General features: G+C 39.6%; 14 protein-coding genes. 6 read left to right on the top strand and 8 right to left on the bottom strand.

Annotated elements, in window-relative coordinates; all coding sequences use genetic code 11:
- The first annotated feature begins 89 nt into the window (after positions 1–89).
- The gene (locus tag BIZ36_RS02205) at positions 90–560 is read left to right on the top strand and encodes a CBS domain-containing protein (protein WP_187456226.1); all 471 of its coding nucleotides are present in this window, start codon (positions 90–92) and stop codon (positions 558–560) included.
- A 41-nt stretch (positions 561–601) separates the two neighbouring features.
- Here BIZ36_RS02205 and BIZ36_RS02200 read toward each other — a convergent pair whose 3' ends face one another.
- The 4 genes from BIZ36_RS02200 to BIZ36_RS02185 form a co-directional block, all read right to left on the bottom strand.
- Complete coding sequence (locus BIZ36_RS02200; RefSeq protein WP_187456225.1) at positions 602–952, bottom strand: hypothetical protein; 351 nt, start codon at positions 950–952, stop codon at positions 602–604.
- 1 nt (position 953) lies between these two features.
- Positions 954–1445 (bottom strand): DUF6265 family protein, encoded by a 492-nt coding sequence (locus tag BIZ36_RS02195; RefSeq protein ID WP_187456224.1) that lies wholly within the window; start codon positions 1443–1445, stop codon positions 954–956.
- A 61-nt stretch (positions 1446–1506) separates the two neighbouring features.
- Positions 1507–2079 carry a pentapeptide repeat-containing protein gene (locus BIZ36_RS02190; RefSeq protein WP_187456223.1) on the bottom strand — a complete coding sequence of 191 codons (573 nt, stop codon included), beginning with the start codon at positions 2077–2079 and terminating at the stop codon, positions 1507–1509.
- 57 nt (positions 2080–2136) lie between these two features.
- A complete protein-coding gene (locus BIZ36_RS02185; RefSeq protein ID WP_187456222.1) occupies positions 2137–2886 on the bottom strand; it encodes a DeoR/GlpR family DNA-binding transcription regulator in 750 nt (249 codons plus the stop codon).
- A gap of 229 nt (positions 2887–3115) precedes the next feature.
- Here BIZ36_RS02185 and BIZ36_RS02180 point away from each other — a divergent pair, with 229 nt between their 5' ends.
- From BIZ36_RS02180 to BIZ36_RS02170, 3 genes are all read left to right on the top strand, one after another.
- Positions 3116–6088 carry a SusC/RagA family TonB-linked outer membrane protein gene (locus BIZ36_RS02180; protein ID WP_187456221.1) on the top strand — a complete coding sequence of 991 codons (2973 nt, stop codon included), beginning with the start codon at positions 3116–3118 and terminating at the stop codon, positions 6086–6088.
- Between the two features lie 12 nt (positions 6089–6100).
- The gene (locus BIZ36_RS02175) at positions 6101–7435 is read left to right on the top strand and encodes a RagB/SusD family nutrient uptake outer membrane protein (RefSeq protein ID WP_187456220.1); all 1335 of its coding nucleotides are present in this window, start codon (positions 6101–6103) and stop codon (positions 7433–7435) included.
- An 86-nt stretch (positions 7436–7521) separates the two neighbouring features.
- Positions 7522–8178: a class I SAM-dependent methyltransferase gene (locus tag BIZ36_RS02170; protein ID WP_187456219.1), complete on the top strand. Its 657-nt coding sequence runs from the start codon at positions 7522–7524 to the stop codon at positions 8176–8178.
- Positions 8179–8208: 30 nt separating this feature from the next.
- Here BIZ36_RS02170 and BIZ36_RS02165 read toward each other — a convergent pair whose 3' ends face one another.
- The 4 genes from BIZ36_RS02165 to BIZ36_RS02150 form a co-directional block, all read right to left on the bottom strand.
- On the bottom strand, positions 8209–11481 hold the full coding sequence (locus BIZ36_RS02165; protein ID WP_187456218.1) for a ThuA domain-containing protein: 3273 nt from the start codon (positions 11479–11481) through the stop codon (positions 8209–8211).
- A 363-nt stretch (positions 11482–11844) separates the two neighbouring features.
- Positions 11845–12186, bottom strand: coding sequence for an SdrD B-like domain-containing protein (locus BIZ36_RS02160; RefSeq protein ID WP_187456217.1), 342 nt, complete (start codon positions 12184–12186; stop codon positions 11845–11847).
- Between the two features lie 25 nt (positions 12187–12211).
- Complete coding sequence (locus tag BIZ36_RS02155) at positions 12212–14206, bottom strand: SusD/RagB family nutrient-binding outer membrane lipoprotein (protein ID WP_187456216.1); 1995 nt, start codon at positions 14204–14206, stop codon at positions 12212–12214.
- A 16-nt stretch (positions 14207–14222) separates the two neighbouring features.
- Positions 14223–17618 carry a SusC/RagA family TonB-linked outer membrane protein gene (locus BIZ36_RS02150; protein ID WP_187456215.1) on the bottom strand — a complete coding sequence of 1132 codons (3396 nt, stop codon included), beginning with the start codon at positions 17616–17618 and terminating at the stop codon, positions 14223–14225.
- Between the two features lie 299 nt (positions 17619–17917).
- On the opposite strand from BIZ36_RS02150, the gene BIZ36_RS02145 reads away from it, so the two are divergent.
- Positions 17918–18778: an AraC family transcriptional regulator gene (locus BIZ36_RS02145; RefSeq protein ID WP_187456214.1), complete on the top strand. Its 861-nt coding sequence runs from the start codon at positions 17918–17920 to the stop codon at positions 18776–18778.
- A gap of 112 nt (positions 18779–18890) precedes the next feature.
- Positions 18891–20219, top strand: coding sequence for an L-fuconate dehydratase (locus tag BIZ36_RS02140; RefSeq protein ID WP_187456213.1), 1329 nt, complete (start codon positions 18891–18893; stop codon positions 20217–20219).

The following is a 20219-nucleotide window of genomic DNA, read 5'->3' as shown; positions in this document are numbered from 1 at the left end:
TAGCTGAAATATAGGTGAATGTATTTAAATTTTACCTATATTTAGTAATTAACCATCTGCCAATTGTGCAGAAATAAAACCAAATCGTTATGGGAATAAAGAGTTTCATGGGCCCTAGGGCCAAGACAGTTTCAAAAAAAGAGTATGATGCCCCCATATTGGTATCTGATTACATGACCCAAAATCTGGTTACCTTCACCACCGATCAATCCATTTTGGAGGTAATGGAACAATTTACCAAACATAATATTTCCGGAGGGCCCGTATTAGATGATAATGGGTTTTTAGTGGGAATTATTTCAGAGGCGGATTGTATGAAGCAAATTTCCGAAAGTAGGTATTTTAATCAGCCTATATTGGATAAGAGCGTGGAAAAGTTTATGACCAAAGAGGTGGAGACTATTCCTCATGATATATCCATTTTTGATGCTGCCGGCATTTTTGATAGGCACAATAGGCGTAGGCTTCCGGTAATGAGAGACGGCCTTCTCGTTGGTCAAATAAGCAGGAAGGACATTGTAGTTGCTGCCTTGAAATTAAATGGGCAGAATTGGAAATAACGCTCTGTAAAAAATAATGAAGGCGCCATGAGCGCCTTTTTTTATTCCCTCCTTACAATCATATAGAAATCGTTGTCTAGTGGAAGATAGCCCAGGTCATAGACAAAATAGTAAACAGTACCTTTTTTGGTTGTGTAGAGGTTGGTAAAGTGTTCAAAGTCAAAACCTTTGTCAATTAGCTTTGATTTGGGCGTCGTGGTTTTCCCCTCTTTTAGGGTAAAACTGTCTAAAATCCGATAATTTTTTCGAAGTCGGTTATTAACGTTTCTAATGAGATTGTTACTGTCCTTATTAAGTTTGTTATGATAGGCATTGCGACAATAATCTGAACAAAACTTCTTGTCTGTTCTTCCCATTAGTTCCCTTCCGCATTCTTCGCACTTTTTCTTCAACCTACAAACGTTTAAAATTAAAAGTCACCTCCTTGGGCTTATCCTTCTCACCATCAATAAGCGCATAAATTACAACCTCATTTTCACCAACACGTTCAAAAGTGAAACCCTCAAAAAAGACTTTGTCTTTCTCAACCTTTACAAGCTTGAATTGTTGAACCTCCTCTTTTTCCTCCCATGCCGTCATATCAGCATTAAAGTGTTTTAACTCATAAATTAAGGAGCCGTCCAATTCTCTAATGTGACCCAATTCATAAAAACTTACATTGCCGTTAACCACCAGTTTAAAACAAAACATCATGGAGCCACCAAGGGGCGGGGCCCATATTTCCTCCGTAATTCCACCAAATGCTTCACCTCTCCAGTGTCCTTGCATAAAGGAAACGGCTTCAATAGTGACTTTTGGAGGTGTACTACTTATTGGGTGTGATATAGTGTTTTGTGAAAAAACTTGCAGCGTAAAGAAAAGAATTGGAACAATAATAGACCGCATAGAGGCATCTTTACACACAAGATACAAATTATGATGCACATGTAGCCGATTAAAAGTAATGCTAGTGTATTTTGATTTTGTATTTGGCAAGAAGGCCTAAAAGCCCCTCTTTAGAAAAAGTAGCATTAGTTATGTTGTTTTTTTCCGGGTCAATTTGGAAGTTAAAAGCTGTAGTAAAAAGGGAACCTTGTAAATTGGTTTGGTCAAAAATGGCCCCTTTCAAATCACATTTATTAAAAGCACTTTCTTTTAAATTGGCTTGACTGAAGTCAACTTGGGTAAGAAGGCATGAGTTAAATACTTGTTTTCGTAACTCGAGGTTGTAAAAGGATGAGAGGTGTAGGTTGCAGTCTTCAAATGTGAAGTCCATAAGAAAGGTATTACTTGTTTCAAAATGCACACCGATCATTTTGCAATTAACGAAATTAGTCTCTTTAAAGGTAGTATTGGTAATATTGGCATTGCTTAGGTTACATTCATTAAAAGTACATTCCATAAAATTTTGGTTGTCCAAAAATCCCTTTTCAAAATTACAACCTTCAAAAACACAGTTCTCGTACTCCCCTTTTACCAATTTTTCTTTCGTGAAGTCTTTTCCTTTAAAGGTTTTATCTGTGATAAAGGGTGGGTGCATACGATGATTTTAGTGTTACAGCAGTTCCAAAAGTATCTGGTAATACAAGTCTGAAATTTATAACAATGTAATGTTCTTTTCTCTAAAGTCCTCCAGTTTACTGTCACTTGGAGAAAGTTCGGTAATCATTATGGAAATTTCCTGCAGGTCACAAGTTTTATATCTGTTTTGCGAATTTAATTTCTCAGAGATGGTAAGTAGTACTGCCTTTTTGGAAGATTGTACAATAGCTTTCTTTACTTGCACACTTTCCCAGTCAAATTCCGTGAGTCCATAATTTGCATCTACATATCCGGTACCAAGAAAACTATAGTCTACTGTGATTTTGGAGAGATTGTGTATGGCGTTAGCACCGGAGGCAATTAAAGATTCTTTGGATAGCGTCCCACCTATTATTATCACTTCTACCTTTGGTTTTTTTGCTAATTCCAGAGCAATTGGTAAACTCATGGTAAAACAGGTAAGGCTTAAATTGCTAGGTATTTTTTTTGCGAATTCTAAACAGGTAGTTCCTCCATGCACTATAATGACGTTTCCACTTTTTAATAATTGCACTGCTTTATCCGCAATTTTGGATTTTTTGTCCAAGGCGTACACCTTTTGTTGCGGTATACCTTCGTTGGTGTAACCTAATGAGATGGCTCCACCGTGAACTTTTTTCAACTTTCTTTCAGAATCCAATTGAATAACATCCCTTCTTATCGTATCTACAGAAACATTAAGTACTTCAGCTATATCGGTTAATAAGACTCTATTATGAAGAGCTACTTCGTTAAGTATGACTTGTTGCCGTTCTTGTTTGAGCATGGTCTAGGTTTGGTTGACTTTCTACCTGCAATGCGAAATATATAACTTTTACTGCAGGGTTTTCCGTATGTGAATACGAAAATTATACAATTTTCGAGTTTTTGCAAAAAAAGGTTGCAAAATACTGCAAAAGATATTTTTTCCCTATTTTTACGCAGAAGGCGGAAAATTGTCAGAAGTACAACTTGCTGTTTCACTCACTCTTTTAGAATCTAACTCAAGTACACGTATGAAAAAAACAAGTTTAATTAAAAGAAAATCACCCTTTTGGGTAGCATTGTTGATGCTACTTTGTATGGCTTTTGGCTATGGGCAAGAGCAGTATACTTTTAAGGGGACTATTACAGATGCCAATGATGAACTTCCTATACCGGGAGTTTCGGTATTCTTGGAGAACACATCTTATGGAGGCGTAACCGATTTTGACGGTTATTATGAATTCAAGGCTGCGCTTGAGCCTGGTGATTATACCTTATTGGCCAGTTACCTAGGGTATTCTACTAAAAGAATTAAAGTCTCGGCACAAGCTTCTCAAGAAATTGAAGCAAACGCTCAATTATCCGAAGATCTATTGAGCTTAGATGAGGTTGTCGTGACCGGTAGTACCGTAGGTGTAAACAAAAGAACCTTGGGTAATGCTATATCTTCTGTAAAATCCGAAGATTTGGTCAATAACGGTGCCACTGCAGTAGACCAAGCGATTTCAGGTAAAATAACCGGGGCATTGGTACAACAGAATTCTGGTGATCCCGCTGGAGGAATCAGTATTAGATTACGTGGTCCTAGCACGGTTTTAGGTAGCTCTGACCCGCTTTATATTGTAGATGGGATAATTGTAAGCAACTCCAGTGCGGAATTGATTGATACCGGAGGAAACACACAAAATCGTTTGGCAGATTTAAATCCCAATGATGTTGAGAGAATTGAAATAATTAAAGGTGCGGCTGCCGCTGCAATTTACGGTTCTCGTGCCAGTAACGGTGTGGTACAGATTTTTACCAAAAAAGGAAAATCTGGTGAGCCTAGATTTAGTTTTTCTACAAACGCAAAAATCAATGAGCTAAGAAAGACCATAGATTATAATGATGTGCCATTGGCTTGGGAAGACCCTTTTGATAGGGCCAATTTAGCAACGGTGCCTGTAGAAAGGTATGATTTGCAAGATGAAATTTTTGAATCAGGTTTTGGAGTAGAAAATTATTTATCGGTTAGTGGCGGTAATGAAAAGACAACCTATTTTATTTCGGGTTCTCACTTGGACAATGAAGGTATTATAAAAAATACCAATTTCCAGCGAATAGGTTTTAAGGCCAATGTAACGCAAAAGGCATTTGATTGGTTAGGGATAAATGCAAGTTTAAATTATGTGCGAAGCAAGAGTGAAGAAGTGCCTAATGGAGGTATAAATGCCGCTTATGGGGCTATTACCGGTTTTGTTTTCAGTGATAACTCTATTGATCCAGCACCAAATGCTTCAGGGGTTTATCCACAAACTTCTTTGTTGGTTCCCAGGACCAATCCTGCTGAAGCCGTTGATAGATTTGATTTTGGACAAAAAATAAATCGTGTAATAACTAGTGTTGGTTTGGATGCGCAGATTACAGATAATCTTACGGCCAATTATACATTGGGTCTTGATTTTTTCAACCAATCGGCCACTGCTTTTATCCCTATCAATAATACTTCTCCTAATGGTGACGGTTTTGCACGTAGGTCTGATATTAATAACTTTCAATACAACAGTGATTTAAATCTATCTTATAAGGCAGCTATTAATGACGATATTTCCTCTACAACTACCTTAGGAGGTTCATGGCAATATGAAGAGTTTGATAGGATAGGTATTAATGCCACTGGTCTTCCTCCAATTGTAGAAACAGCAACCAGCGGTAGTATTGTAGAACAGGGCGAAAGTAGGTCTCAAATATCCTACTGGGGCGCCTTTGTTCAACAATCCTTTAGTTATAAAGATAAATTATATCTAAATGGGGCGTTAAGAAGTGATGGGGCCTCTACCTTTGGTAAGGATGAAAGATCCCAATTATATGCCAAGGCAAGTCTGTCTTACATTATATCTGAGGAGGATTTTTGGGAAAATACATTTGGTGATACCTTTAGTACCTTTAAATTGCGTGGTTCTTGGGGACAAGCAGGAAACCTTACGGCTCTCTCCGCATTTCAAAGATTTACCCTACTTAGTCCTATTTCCATTAATGGTTCTCCAGGGCTTATCCCAAATACGCAGCAAGGTGATTTGGATATTGCTCCTGAGAGGCAGGAAGAAATAGAATTTGGTTTTGATGCTGGTTTCTTGAATAATAGGTTGGGTGTGGAGCTAACTTATTACAAGCAAGAAGTTACAGATTTATTGCTTCCAAGGGAGTTGTCCCCATCTACCGGCTATTCTTCTAGGATTGAGAACGTAGGTAATTTGGAGAATACCGGTTTGGAAGTTTTGTTAAAAGGAGCTCCTGTTAAGTCAGAGGACTTCACTTGGGACATTACAGCTACGTACTCCAAAAATGAGAATGAAGTTACTAGTGTAGCAGGTGGCGGACAATTTGCATTGGCTGGAAGTTTCGCTACCAACTATGTAATTGAAGGAGAGCCTTTGGGAGTATTCTACCGACAATTTTATGCAAGGGACGCAGATGGTAATATTGCTCTGGATGAAAATGGTTATCCTTTCACCGGAACTACAGAAGATGGTTCTTCTTCTAAGGTAATAGGAAATCCCAATCCAGAATGGTTTGGTTCTTTGATCAATGAGTTTTCATATAAAAATGTAGACTTACGCGTTCAGTTTGATGCTGTTCAAGGTTTTGATGTTTTTAACTGGAACAGAAGGCTGATGGATAACGTAATTTTTGGAGGCGGGTATAATGTTGGCCAAGAATTACAAGGAAACTTGCCCAAAGGTTACGGTGGTGCCCAAGCAGGGATTTTTGAGGAATTTGTTGAGGATGGGTCCTTTGTTAAGCTTCGTGAATTGGCATTAAGCTATAATCTTCAAGAACCTTTTGAATCCGTAGATAATATTAAGATAAGTCTTATTGGTAGAAACTTGATTTCTTGGGACGATTATAGCGGATGGGATCCTGAAATTAATACCGCGGGACAAAGCAATGGAGTTAGAGGGTTCGATTTTGCCGGGGTTCCCATTCCAAGAACCTATCAGCTAGGTTTAAGTGTCAACTTCTAAAAAAGAATTAAGATGAAATTTATACAAATAAAACTAAAAGGGCTTTTGTTGATAACTGTTTTGACACTTGCCTCTTGTGAAACTGATTTTGATAACCCTAATTCAGCCACCACGGAACAGGCCTATGCATCTCGAGAGGGAATTTTGGCTGCTGCGGTTGGGTTGCAACAATTGTACTCTACTACTGGTGTAAGATATCTGGTGGAAACACCAGCCGTGACAACAAGGGAAGGTGGTATAACTACAACATTTCAAAATATGATCGAGCTGGAAGATGGGGGAACCCCGCTCCCTGATTTCAATTCCAATGTTCAAGGACTTTGGTCTACCATGCTTAGAGTCATTAAGATAGCTGAAGACATTGAAACCAATGCGGAAAACATTGAGTTGGCCGCTGGCACTAAAAGTGGGCTTTTGGCTCATGCAAAATTATTTAAAGCTATGGCAATTGGTGCTTTGGCGCAGCACTATGAGCAGGTTGTAGTTCAAACCAACCCAGAAAACAGCGCTACATTTGTTCCAAGGTTGGAAGCTTACAATATTGCGATAGGTTTGCTTGCCGAGGCCAAAAGTGCTATTTCAAGCACTGCGGTTTCCTCTGAGTTTACGGAGGCAGTTACCCTTGGTAATATTGATTTGAGCAATAGCATTGAAGCATTTACGGCAAGATATAACCTTTTTACCGGTAATTATGAGGAGGCCATTGCCAGTGCACAGTCCGTGAGTCAAACAGAGGTTTCCAACTTTGTTTATGATTTACAAAACCTGAATCCAATTTGGAGTAGGGTGTTTTTAAATGATTCCCCCAACTTTAAGCCTAGGGATAACTTCGGGTTGCCTTCAGAATTTGTTTTTGAGGAAACGGACGGTCGCTTGGCTTTTTATCTCGTTGCCTTAGATGAAACCAATCAAAATGGATTGCCCATTGAAGATTTAGCAGGTTTTTTTAATGTAAATGTGGCTCCCATTCCATTATATATTCCTGATGAAATGAATCTGATTATTGCAGAAGCAAGTATTCGCAAAAGTAGTCCTGACTTGGCAACTGCCGAAACCGCTTTAAATGCTGTGTTAACAGATACGGATGACCCTTTGGATATTAATGCCAATGTCGCCCCTTACAGTGGAGACATGACTTCCGATGCGCTTTTGGAGGCTATTTACAAAAACAGGCGGGCAGAACTTTTTCTTACGGGATTGAGTCTTGAGGATAGTAGAAGGTTTAACAGGCCTGAACCTAGCGGCACGGCCATGCAGTATGATGAGGAAAGGAACAGAAATTACTACCCATATCCTGAAACGGAAAGAAATAGTAACCCCAATACACCGGATAACCCGAGTTTATAATTGTTTGTTGAGTTCATTTTAAGAGCAGAGGGCCTACATTTAATCAATGTTAGGCCTTTTGTAATTTTAAATTAAATTGCTTTGGTATGGATAAAATCAAATCGTCATGGAGAAAAAACGCGGGGGAGTGGATAAAGGTATTGGATTCCAATTCCATAGGTTCCCGTAAATTTACCAATGCCTCCATTGTTTCTTTCATTTCCAATATGATAGGTAATAGAGTATTGGATATGGGGTGTGGAGAAGGATGGCTTACAAGAGAGCTTTCTAAGTCAGGAAAAAAAGTTGTGGGTCTTGATGCTACCGAAGCATTATTGACCAATGCCCGTTTGAAAGGACTAGAATCTTATTATCATATGTCTTATGAAGATGTAATTGAAGGCCAAATAATTCCCGAAGCGCCATTTGATTTGGCGGTATTTAATTTCAGTATTTATCAGAGGGATAACTTACGCCAATTGTTTAAAGCCGTAAAAACAAACCTTTTGGCAGATGGAAGTATTGTGGTTCAGACCTTGCATCCTTTTTTTCTACTTCAAAACGGCTATGAATATAAAAGCCAATTTATAACGGATTCCTGGAAAGGACTACCCGGTAATTTTACAGATGGCCATTCTTGGTATGCACGTACATTTGAGGATTGGTTTCAGCTAATTTCTAAAAGTGGTTTGGAACTAAGGAGTTTCAAAGAAGTAATCAATGATAACAATCAACCGGTATCCATAATTTTTGAAGCCGGCTAACCCAATGGCCAACCGGCTATTTTTTTGCAATTATCTTTTGTAGTCAAATGATATATAATCTGCGTGGCCCATATTTCTTTTAGGATGATTTGGGTTCTTGTAGACTAAGAAAATAGTGGCTTTTTCTGCTTCACTCTTCAATGGAATTTGATAATAGGCTGTTTTCTCCGGCCCCATATAGATTAGGTCTTGTTTTCCTAAGATGGCTCCGTCTAAAGCGTTTTCCCTTATTTCCAGAACGCCGTTGAAATCATAATCGGAATTATAAAAAGTAGCATATTTCAATTGTTTTAAGTCTTTCAAATTCACATTATCAAACCTCAAATACGAGTTGTGGACCATACCACCTACTACCTTGGAGTAATTGGTTCTCCAAGTGTTGATGCCCTCACTTATTTCATTGGCGTCCTCAGCTTGAATCTTTTGACTTTTGAATACCACTTGATCGTTGGCGGTTAATTCGGATTCTGGCTGATTTGGGTTTCCATTATCCCTGTAGGAAGCCATGAGAATATAGGTTCCTTCCCCACCACTGGTAGTATGTTTGTCAAAAGTTAAGGTTCCACTAAGAGGAAGTGATTTCTCATTTTCATTTTCCTTAGGTTGAAGGCTTAGGATATATTCGATCATTTGGGTTACCTCCTCCACATTTAATTGAGGGTGGGCAGACATGGCATTTTCGCCCCAAACACCACCACCGCCTTTAATGACTTTTGAAACGAGGTAGCCGGTATCTGCTTGATCATATTTTTTGGCAATGTCCAAATAGCTAGGTCCATTGACTTTTTCCATTGGAGCGTGACAGGCTTTACAATCAGAACCATCAATAGCCTTTTTTCCTTCTGGTATAATATTTCTTTGGTGGCCAATGGCGGCTTTCACTATATCCTTGCCTTCGGGAATATAATCAAAAGTCACTTTTACATTTTCACTGGGGATGCTGTTGTCTTCTGTGGAACCATCTTGCTTGTCCGATACACTTACCTGGTAGGAAATCTTTTTTCCGTACCAGTAAATAGAGTCGTTATCTTTAATGGTGATTTTTAATTCTGGGGCATCGTTTCCTACCATTATTTTTGATTGTGCAGAGGAAGTATTTCCTTCGGTATCCGTAACCTTTAAACGAACATTGTATATTCCGTCTTTTTCAAAGGTAAAACTTGGATTCATCTCTGTGGACTGAACTTCACTTCCTTCAAAAAACCATTCGTAACTAATGGTATCCTTGTCATAATCCAATGAGTTTTCCCCTTGAAACTGTATAGTGAGCGGGGCGGCACCAACTACTTTGTCTTGGGTGATTTGGGCAATGGGCTCCCTGTTTCCGGCTAAATAAGTAATACTGCTTAAACGGGCATCCAAATTTTGGGAATTCCATTTTTGGCCATATTCCAACACATATAATTTTCCGTCGGAACCAAAAACCATATCCATGGGATGGGAGAATTCTGTATGGGGCATAAAGGCATCTGCTTTTACATAATTTTGGTTCTCATCCAAGGTAATTACGTAAATCCAATCACGCATCCATTCGTAAAGGAACAGTTTATCTTCAAAGTAATTGGGGAAAGGATCGGTTGCCTCTGGATAATCACTGGCATGAAAAACTGGGCCTGCCATAGGGTTGATTCCTCCGGCTCCCATCCAAGGAAATTCTTCAGATCTATAATACGTCATGGGTATCATCGATTTTTGGGCGGGCGGTAATTTTTGAAGTCCAGTATTATGGCGTGAATCATTAATTAGATTATTGGGGTCAAACTTTGGTCCAGAGGTTTTCGTTTCAAAGTTATAGTCATTGTAAGGTTCGTTATACCCCCTTGTGTAGGGCCAGCCCCAAAATCCCGCTTCCCTGGCCTGATCATATTCGCCCATTCCGCTGGGTCCTCTATCCGGATCTGCCTTTCCGGCATCGGGGCCAATATCTCCCCAATATAAATATCCGGTTTTACTGTCTATAGAGTGACGAAAGGGGTTTCTATTCCCCATCACATAAATTTCAGGCCTGGTTTTAGGCGTGCCCTTTGGGAATAGGTTGCCTTCGGGAATGGAATAGGTGCCGTTATCTTCTGGCTTTATTCTTAGTATCTTACCTCGTAGGTCATTGGTGTTGGCCGCGGATTTTTGAGCGTCCCAAGCACGCCTACCTTCCCTTTCGTCTATAGGAGCAAAACCCGATGATTCAAACGGATTGGTGTTATCGCCAACGGTTATGAAAAGATTTCCATTGGGACCAAATTCCAATGCTCCCCCACTATGGCAGCATTGACGGTCCGTTGGAATTTCAAGTAGGATTTTTTCTGATGAGATATCCACTTTATTGTCTCTAATGGTAAATCTCGAGACCCTTTGAACAGATTCTTCGCTTGGCTGTGTGTAAAAGAAGTACACCCAGTGATTTTTGAGATAACCGGGGTCAACGGCCACTCCTAACAATCCATCTTCGTTACCGTACCAAACATCCAGTTGTGCCATAATTTTGGTACTCTCCGATGCAAAATCAAAAAGTTTAACAGCACCCCTACGTTCTACAAAAATAATTCCCTGACCTGGAAGTTCATCTAGTTCCATAGGTTCGTTCAGGTTAAAATCGAGTATTTTTTTGGCAAATCTGTCCTCTGGAGGAACCCTTTGAGTCTTGGTTTTTGTATAATCCCTTGAATTGTTGCCAACGGCATAATTAATTCCCCCTAAAAGGTGGGATAGAAAAATGGGATTTTCAAAAGTTTGGTCCGTATGTCCTAATTCCGTGTAAAAGGAACGACCTCCATCGTATGCATGATACCAAGATATAGGGTGATTGTCTCCATTAGTACCCCCTTCATAACTGTTTTCATCAATACTTAGGACCACATTGATGTCCGGATTGATGTTTTTGAAATTGTACCACTCATCACTTTTAGTCCAAACGGAATCTTTAAAGATTTTGGTTGATGGATGGTTTTTGTCTTTAATTAAAAGTTTTGCTTCTTGAATTTTTGGATGTCCTTCAAACACGGCTCCTACCAGTTTATTGTACCAAGGCCAATCATATTCCGTATCCGTTGCCGCATGGATTCCTACAAAGCCACCACCCGATTGTATGTATCTTTCAAAATCTGCCTGTTGAACATCATTAAGTATATCTCTTGTGGTATTTAAAAAAACTACGGCGGAATAGGTTTTTAGGGAATCTTCAACAATTAAATTGGAGTCCTCTGTAGCTATTACCTTAAAACCGTTCTCTTTGCCCAATTTTTTCAGTGCTGTTACACCACTTTCTATACTTCCATGTCTAAAACCGGCAGTTTTACTAAATACCAAGAGTTTTTTTTCTTGTTCCGTGCATGAAGCATTAAATAAACAGCAGACGAAAAGAAGGTAAATTAAGGTACGCGAAAAAAAAGAACGGCGTACAATTTTTAGGGGGTGATGGAGGGGTTTCATCTAAATAATCTGGTATAAATGGTTTGTATTAAAACAGATATGGCCGGCTTTAGGGCCGGCCATTGCTGAACTCAACTAATCATGAAACTAACATAAAAAAATAATTTCACAAAACGGTACTAATGACAGGTCTTTTTGGTTAGGGAGCGGTTAGGTAAATTCCCTTAAAAGAAGTCCTGTTAATGGGTTAAAAGAGCCAAGATTTAGATTTTGGGGGATTAATCTTGGCTCGTTTGGTGGTTATTGCTTTTGTGTAAGCGTAAGTGACACTTCTTTTTGGATTTCTCCACCTACATAAATAATCTGTGGGGTATTTCCCGTATCCCAAACCGTATCATTTATGACAGTAGTTGCACCAATATAGTAGTTGCCCACATCTAGATCAGTAAAGGCAAATTTGCCTTCACTATCTGTGCTGGTGTCCATAAGTAGGTTGGTATCTTCTGTATATAATTTTACAGTAATGCCGGAAACTACCTCTCCGTCGTTTGCACTTGCGGTTCCAATAATGGACGCTTCATCATCTTTACTACAGGATGCAGTAAGAACTAAGGCCATTACAAAAAATAGAATCTTTTTCATGTTTTCTTGTTATAATTTTGATGTTTTATTCCAAAGTGTTTCTCCATTTAGCGGTACGACCGGTAAACCACATAGGTAAGCCTGGATCGTCATGCTGACTAATTATAGCCCAAGCTTCTGGATCGGTAGCTTGGATTCCAGGATTGTATAGAAAACGCTCTTTCCAAGTAAAAATCTCGTACGGAGAACCTGGGTTTTCTCCTCCTAGATAGTTGATCAAACGCCTTGCAGAAGTCCAAGGAACTTCAAAGTTGAACATATTATAATGCAGTTGTAGTTGGTTGAAAATAGCATGAACTTTTTCTTGGTCCGTCAACCCTTCAAATCGCTGCGCCTCAAATGCGGCGTAGGCGGCGGCATCATATTCCTCGCTTGCTCGATCTCTAGCAATTCTGGTCTCATCCATAGTGCTTGGGAACGAAGGTGTCGTTTGCTTCGAGTATCTATTGTCTACATTTATTAAATACCAATAGTTACATGAAAGCTCAATTGCTTTTTGATAATATGAACTGGCAGAACCAGAACCAAAACCTCTTACCGCTGCTTCGGCCAAAGAAAGTTGTGTTTCAACTGCGTGTAGGGTTGGGTACCTTAAATCGAAATTGTATTGTGGGCGCGTATTAAACTCCGCAACCAAATTATTATCAGTACCAATAGTGTAATTGGTGTCCCTATAAAAACCAACTTGCTCTCTAAAAGCTTTCAATAAAAAGGCTTCCCTTTTGCTAAGGTCTGCAGCTGCTTCATCATTTAAAGAAATAACTTGTTCATCTCCTCCTTCGGTTCCAAAAGATATTTCCGTAACGGATATATCTGTCATAATGGGGTGGTTGATATAATAAGCACGTAAAGTCTTGTTCAGAAAACTATTGGGGTCGGTTCCATTATCCCATCCGGTCTCTGAACCAATATACCTTCCTAAAATATCTTTTGAGAATAAATAAGCTACCCTTGGGTCAACCGTACCGTTAGCTAGGCCTTCTTCTGAATTGTCCCCATCAAAATAATAAAGGGTTTCACCATTGATGACCACGCTTTTTTCTGTAGGCTCTACATGCATAACGTCCTGTAGATAACGTTTTGGTGCGCGGCTTTCATCACCTCTTTCCCTAAAGGCCCGGGTAATACCCAATTCCACTTGAAGTCTGTTGGGTTCTACTATAGCAATATCCGCAAGTCCCGCTACATCATCGTAGTTTTCGAAAATAGGTTTGGCTTCCAACTCGGATAAAACGGTTGAGGTAAGGTCAGGTAATCTTTCGCTTACCGTCATGGCCCACCTTAATCTTAGGGAATTAATATACTTTCTCCATTGAAGCAGACTTCCATTGAAGATCACATCTTGCGATTGGAATATGGCCAACTCACTAGCATCTAAATCTACGGTTGCTAAGTAGTCTTCAATTCCTTTAAGCTCCTCTATGATAATTGGATAAATTTCCTCTTGACCTAAATATTGAGCTTTTTCACCGTCCAAAGCTCCGGCAGAACCTGTTTCAAAATAGGGAACTTCATCGTAACCATCAATGGCGCGTTGGTAGGCATAGGCCTTCAACACATGCAATAATCTCATAAAAAGAACATCCATTTTCGATCGGTCCTCTTCTGCAATCTTATTGTACTCTTTTTGTGCCCAAAGAACTTGTTTGATCCAATCACTGTTCAATTTGTCAAAAACAGTCCTGTTAAAACCATTGGAACCCCAGTCGTTTTCAACATTTGCAAGCGCGTATGGTACGCCTTGAACATTGGTGGTGTAATATAATTGAACACCTGTTCCCATAACCCTAGAGCCACTCCTTAATTGGTGATAATGAGCGCCATATTCACCCCTGAGAAAAAATCCTCGAGTAAGTTGGGAAGTAAAATATCCAGCAATTATACTAACTCCGGCTTCATCTGCCTGTCCTTTAGAAAAACCATCTGGGTCTTGATATAGTTCTTCTAGATTGTCTTCACACGCTGTTGAGGCCAACAGAACAAAGACCGCTAGAATTGATGTTATTATTGAATTTTTCATGTTGCTATTTTTTTTATTAAAGTTTTGCCTTTACGGAAAGTCCTAATGAACGTTGAGCAGGTAGAGCAGTGGTTCCATATGATCCGCCAGACCAACCAGTGCCGTTAGAAGACTCAGGTATGGTATTGGGCGCTGCTTTATAAATGTATGCTAAATTGTTAGCAAATACCGAAACTACTATATCGCTCAATCCAATATTCTTGGAGAAATTTGGAAGTCTATAATCCAAGGATACGTTCCTTAAAGCTATGTAATCACTTTTAAACAATCTGTCTTCTGGAAAAAAGCCATTGGAGAAATAGGAAGCATAATAATAGTCCTGGGCAGAAGATATCTGTGTATTAGGTTCCCCGTTGGCATTTACACCTTGCAAGAGAACACCATCATTAAATGTTGCCCCCGTACCTGGATTGGTGCCGGCAACCCTTGCACCTTCTTCATTTAAGTGATAAGCAACACCACCACTGGCAGCGTCCCTGTAAGCCAAAGACTCTTCTAACACCCCAGAAGCCATCATATAACTTTCTGCTTCGTTGATAAAAGTGGCTCCAAATGAGTAGTCCATATTTACTACTAAGCTTACATTTTTATAATTGAACCTACTGAAAAGACCACCAGTAACATCTGGAAGTAACTTACCTACTTTGCGGTTGCTCTGTCTTGAGTAGCTGTAGCGTTGTCCATTGGGATCTACAATAAGTTCTCCGTTATTTGGGTCGTTATCGTTAGAAGGGTTGATGTAGTGTTGATGGCCTTGCTGTTGAATAATAACACCATATTCTCCTCCTACTTCTGCAACGGCATTTAGGCCATTGGTGCTCCATAGGGAAAGAGAAGTTAATTCCCCGTCCAATCTTTCAATTTTTGTCTTGCTAGCTGCAAATGTCATATCAAGATTCCAAGAGAAATCTTCTTTAAAGACGGGTTTGGTCTTTAGTGCAAGTTCCCATCCTGTATTGGCAACGTCACCAGCATTAATTCTAATGTTATTAACGCCCAATCCTGGAGGTGCAGTCACCTTCATAATTTGGTCATAAGTGTTGGAATGGTAAACGGAAAAATCAATACCAACTCTTTGGTTTTCGAAGAAATACCCTTCTATACCTACTTCGTATTCTCTTTTTCTTTCCGGTTTTAAGTTAGGTACGAAGTCATCGTCAATTGGAGGTAAATCACTTGGAGGAGAGAGTATAAACCCACCACCTGATTGTGAAACGTCTAAATTAACATTACTGAAATATCTAGGGCCGGGTCTACCTACATCTGCCCAAGAGGTTCTAAGCTTTAAAAACTTCACTGCCGCAGGTAAATCAAAACTGTTAGATGCGATCCACGTTGCACTAGCACCAGGATAAAAGTAGCTGTTGTTTCCAGGAGGAAGGATGGAAGACCAATCCTGTCTTGCTTGTGCTTCCACATAAATTTGGTCTTTCCAATCAACTTGTAAAGAACCCAAAGCACTGTACAAAATATCTTCTCCGTTACCGAACTGATATTGTGGCTGGATTCCCGACGGAAGGTTGGTGAAAGAAAAGTAGTTAGGGATTACCATCCCTCCAATTTTTTCAGCTCCTTTACTTTCAGAATAGTTTTCCCTAATGACACCTCCGACAAAACCGGACAATCCAAAATCATTGAAATCCGTGTCAAAGTTTAAAGTTCCCTGACCGTAGGTCTTTCTAATTAACCTTGTAATATCTGTATATGCAGAACCACTATTTGGTCCAATTAAAGACGGATCTTGTAGTTTACCTTTGTATTCAGTTCTTTCAACAGTATTGTCTATACCTCCAAGGATGGTGGCACTAAAAGTATCGTTAAATGTTAAATCCAGCGTTAGGGATTGAATGTTATGAATACGGTTAAAGCTTGATTCATTCTGAGTCCAATCCCAAAGGGTACCTACTAATGATGCCCTACCATTAGAAATGAAGTTTTGTCTTCTTTCCTCATTTTGAAAATAGTTATAGCCATTTTCGGTAACCAAATAACTGCGAAGTAAGTCGATATCTATATCCCTAGAGTAACCACCTAAAGCTGACCCTGCTCCTTGAGCATCAAAAGATCCGGCATATGAGGAGTTAAGGTTATTGGAAACAAAGTAGTTTCCAACGTATTTAACAGATATATGATCGTTTAGATCGTAGGAGGCGTTGAAACTGAAGGTATTTTTGTCAAATTCAGAATTGCGAATGATAGGAGTGTACTGTAGGTTGGTATATGAAAACCTAACGGAGCCTTTATCGCTACCGGCGCTTAAGGCAACATTGGCAGTTCTTTGATGTCCCGTTTTGAATAATTGATCGTATACATCCTGTCTTGTGGCTTGCCACGGTCTTAAGGAACCATCCCACCATCTTAAATTTACGCTAGGGTCATATTTGGGGCCAAAAGCAGGTCCCGCAATATCCAATGCTCTTTCTCCATTTTCGTTAATGTAATAACCTTGGTCATCGCTTGCAGTATTACTTGGGCTTCTACCCGTTCCATATTGATCTTGCAAATCTGGGGTAAAGGCGCTTTTTTCCATGGAGGTGGTTAAAGAGGCAGAAATTCCTAATCCTCTAGCTTTAGAACCACTTTTTGTAGTAATCAATAGAACGCCATTAGCACCCTCACTTCCGTATAGAACAGAAGCCTTGGCGCCCTTCAAAATTTCAAACGAGGCAATATCGTCAGGGTTAATGTCATTAATGCCGGTACCATTGTCTCTTCCAGTTCGTGCATTGGCGCTAATGCCAGTATTTTCATCATGTATTGGGATACCATCAACTACGATAAGAGGCCTTGTTGTAGAGTTCTCATCAAAGGAAACAGCATTTCTAATATTGATTTTTACACCTCCAGAAGGTCCTGTTGCCGTTGATGCGATATTTACACCGGCTGCTGCACCATAAAGAGATTGTAGCGCGTTTACGGGAGTACCACTGGCAAGAATCCTTTCACTATCCACACTTGCAACGGAATACCCTAGGGCTTTAGCGTCTTTCTTGATACCAAGGGCAGTAACCACCACTTCGTCAAGTTCACTTGCATCTTCGGTAAGTACAATATTAATGGAAGTCTGGCCATTTACATTTACGGTTTTTTTGGCAAAACCTATATAAGAAACTTCTAATACGGGGTTATCTCCCGTTGGGGTTATGGAGTAATTACCATCAAAATCCGTAGAAACTCCATTGGAAGTACCAACTTCAACCACCGTGGCACCCGGTAGGGGATATCCACTTTCGTCCGTGACGGTTCCGGAGATTGTTGTTTGAACGTTAGTTTTGTTTGTGGGTACGTACACATTATCAGATGCAGTAACACCATTTTGAATGATTAACGTCAACAGCAGTAGTACCGCTGTTTTGTAATCAAGTTTTGGAAGTGCCCGTTGGGAACTTCTGAACTTTGGTCGTTTTTTCATAATCGATGAAAGCGTTAGTTAGACTTAGTTTGTGCTGATTTTTTTATGATTTTTTAATTGTTTGTCTCGATTTTTAATAACTGAAAATCACTTGCTAAAAAGTTTCAACGGATATCCAATTTTTATTGAAGAATTAACAATTTGCTAAACCACGGCTCCAAAATTAGAAGTCATAATTGGGATGCCCTACTAAAAATTATACACTCATTGGTATTTTTTTTGCCACAACTGACTATATTTGATTGATTTGATATTTTTAGTATGCCTCTTTGTTAAATTAATGTTTAGAAAACCATAAAATGAAACTGCATTTATTAGACAGGGCAAGTGCCAAGAATAGTTCCTTTACGGTTAGTATGAACAGTTACCCCCACTTTCTTAAAATTTGGCACCATCATCCGGAATTGGAGTTGGTGGCGATTAAGAAAAGTACCGGAACCAGGTTTATAGGCGATAGTATTGAAAAGTTTGTAGAAGGAGAGGTGGTGCTAATTGGTAAGAACCTTCCTCATATGTGGTTGAACGATGATGTCTATTTTTCCGATAATTCTGAATTGACAGCTGAGGCTATTGCAGTCCATTTTATACAGGATTTTTTTGGTGAGGGATGGTTGTCTACTCCAGAGGTTCAGCCCATAGCCCGCCTTTTTGAACTTGCACAGCAGGGTGTAAAATTTGAGGGATTGTCTCCTAAGACCATTGATGAAATAGAAGGTTTACTTCAACTACAAGGATTTGATAAAGCTGTAAGCTTTGTAAAAATATTGAATAAATTGGCGAAGCACCCCAGCTATACTTTATTGTCCAGTGCAGGGTTTGTTTCTTCATTTCGGAAATCCGATGACGAAAACCTTGATCGGATTTATTCCTTTATTTTCAAGAATTTTAATACTCCCATTCATTCCAAGGATGTGGCAGAGATTGCACATATGAACCCATCGGCTTTTAGTAGATTTTTCAAAAGGGTACATAGAAAAACTTTTACCAGATACCTAAATGAAATCAGGGTGGGTTTTTCATGTAAATTGCTAATGGAGCACAATAAATCGGTTTCAGAAGTATGTTACGAGTCTGGATTCAATAACATTTCCAACTTTAATAGACAATTTAAGGCAATTACAGGAATGTCTCCTAGTGATTATGTGAAGTTGCATACCTAAAATTTGTCATTAATACAATTTAAGCAAAAAAAGTATCAATATACGTTGGTTTTGGTGTAGCGATTAAAGTTCGTGGCAATTAGTTTTGCTTTAGTAAATCTAATCACAGACCATGAGCATATTAATGACAGGAATAGAAGTTAAGGATGTACGCTTTCCTACAAGTAAATCGCTAGACGGATCGGATGCTATGAATCCCGATCCTGATTATTCTGCGGCGTATGTTATCTTAAAAACCGATCACCCCCAAGGTCTTGAGGGCCATGGGCTAACATTTACCATTGGCCGCGGTAATGAACTTTGTGCAGCGGCACTGGAGTCCCTTGCGCCTCTTGTAGTAGGTAAAACCTTGGAAAGTTTTACGGGTAATATGGCTTCCTTTTATAGAATGATTACTGGAGATAGCCAGTTGAGGTGGTTAGGTCCTGAGAAAGGGGTTATTCATTTGGCAACGGGCGCTATGGTAAACGCCGTTTGGGATCTTTATGCTAAAGTGGAAGGCAAGCCGCTGTGGAGGTTAATTGCGGATATGAGTCCGGAGGAGTTTATCTCCTGTGTAGATTTCACCTATATCACCGATGCCATTACTCCTGAAGAAGCTCTGGAACTATTAAAGAAACAAGAGGCTACCAAATATGAACGAATTAATAGGTTGGAGAAGGATGGTTACAGGGCCTACACTACTTCGGCGGGTTGGTTAGGATATTCTGATGATAAAATGCGCCGTCTGTGCCGCGAGGCGAAGGAACTTGGTTTTGATCACATTAAAATAAAGGTAGGGTCGGATTTAAAGGATGACATGCGACGTGCCCAAATTATACGCGAAGAAATTGGTCCTGATTTGAGGTTGATGATGGATGCCAATCAAAAATGGGATGTGGACGAAGCTATAGAAAACATGGCCAGTTTGGCAAAATTCAATCCGTATTGGATAGAGGAGCCCACGAGCCCGGATGATGTTTTGGGCCACGCCAAGATAGCTGCCGAAGTAGCTCCAATTAAGGTTGCAACTGGAGAACATTGCCAAAATAGGGTAATGTTCAAGCAATTGATGCAGGCAAATGCCATTGGCATTTGTCAAATAGATAGTTGTAGGGTTGGGGGTGTTAATGAGATTTTGGCCATACTCTTAATGGCGGCCAAGTTTGATATTCCAGTTTGTCCGCATGCAGGAGGTGTTGGTTTGTGCGAATACGTGCAACATCTTTCTATGATTGATTATATTTCTGTGAGCGGTTCTATGGAAAATAGAATTATAGAATATGTTGATCATTTACATGAACATTTTCATGATCCTGTGGTCATCAAGAACGGGGCTTATATGCCACCCATAATGCCTGGTTTTAGTATCACTATGAAAGGAGAATCCTTAGAGGAGTATTCGTTTCCACATGGACCTGTTTGGCAAGAGATATTAGGAGAAAAGGAAGTGGTGTTATAA

The organism is Cytophaga sp. FL35 (genome assembly GCF_014349235.1).
In the GTDB taxonomy this organism is placed as follows: Bacteria; Bacteroidota; Bacteroidia; order Flavobacteriales; family Flavobacteriaceae; genus Euzebyella.
The sequence above is the reverse complement of the archived record's forward strand: the minus strand, read 5'-3'. Positions and strand labels throughout refer to the sequence as shown.